This is a genomic window from Streptomyces kunmingensis (genome assembly GCF_039533535.1).
GTDB lineage: Bacteria > Actinomycetota > Actinomycetes > Streptomycetales > Streptomycetaceae > Streptomyces > Streptomyces kunmingensis.
Genome location: NZ_BAAATS010000050.1, coordinates 1 through 927 on the forward strand (window position 1 = coordinate 1; position 927 = coordinate 927).

1 protein-coding gene is annotated in these 927 nt (G+C 66.5%); it reads right to left on the minus strand.

The features are described from left to right. Positions 1-31 precede the first annotated feature (31 nt). Complete coding sequence (locus ABD366_RS39925; RefSeq protein WP_324771353.1) at positions 32-721, minus strand: MFS transporter; 690 nt, start codon at positions 719-721, stop codon at positions 32-34. Between the last annotated feature and the right edge of the window lie 206 nt (positions 722-927).

Sequence of the window (927 nt, forward strand, 5' to 3'; positions counted from 1 at the left end):
AGCCGGACTACGAACTCACTGCCTGATCACATCATTCCCTTGAAAGGAACTGCACCCAATTGACTTGGAGGTAGACGCAGGCCAGCAGGAAGGTCAGGGTCAGGAAGGCACACAGCGCCGGGGAACGGAACGGTTCGGTCCCTCCGCGTACAGCACGGCGCATGGGCGAACCTGCGCTGCCTGTTTGGTCCGTACGTGCGCCATCGCCAGGCAGCGTGCGCACCAGGACCGCGCAGGCAAGGCTGCTGCCGGCCCAGACCAGGAACAGCGCGGGTGGGAACCAGGCCAGCAGGAAGCCGGACAGGACCGGGCCGAGGGACATACCGATGTTGAAGCCGACGTGGTAGAGGGTGTACGCGCGTGGGAACTGCGCCTGGGGCACGTACTCGGCGATCAGCCCTGCGCCGGCCGGCCTGTCCACCCCCGACAGAAAACCAGCCAGCAGCGCGAGCAGGCACAGCACGGACACATGAGGGGACGCGAGGAACAGTGCCGCCACGCCTATGGCAGCGGGCTGCGCGGCCAATATCGTGCGCCGCCCGCCTATAGCGTCTGCGACGACTCCGCCCAGCAGTCCCGAGGCGAGAACCCCGGCCCCGAACAGGCCGACGACGACAGATGCCGTCCGCGCGGTGATCAGCCCCTCCTGCTGCAGGTAGAGGATCAGAAACGCGAGCGTCAGGGTTCCCAGTCGGCTGGTCACCTGAGCGCACCAGAGCACTCGAAACGCCCTGGGAAGGGCTACCGGTCGGGACGCACTATCAAGGGTGCCGTCCAAAGATGACCACTCCTCGCGGTCGGGTCACCGGCCCGTGCGGTTTACGTACGGGCGGGCTCCAATGTGCGTCTGCGGGTTGCACTACGCAGTGAGCGTTTTCATTGTGGCCACTGATCGAGTGACGGGGCGGTGTGCGGGCGGGGCGCAAC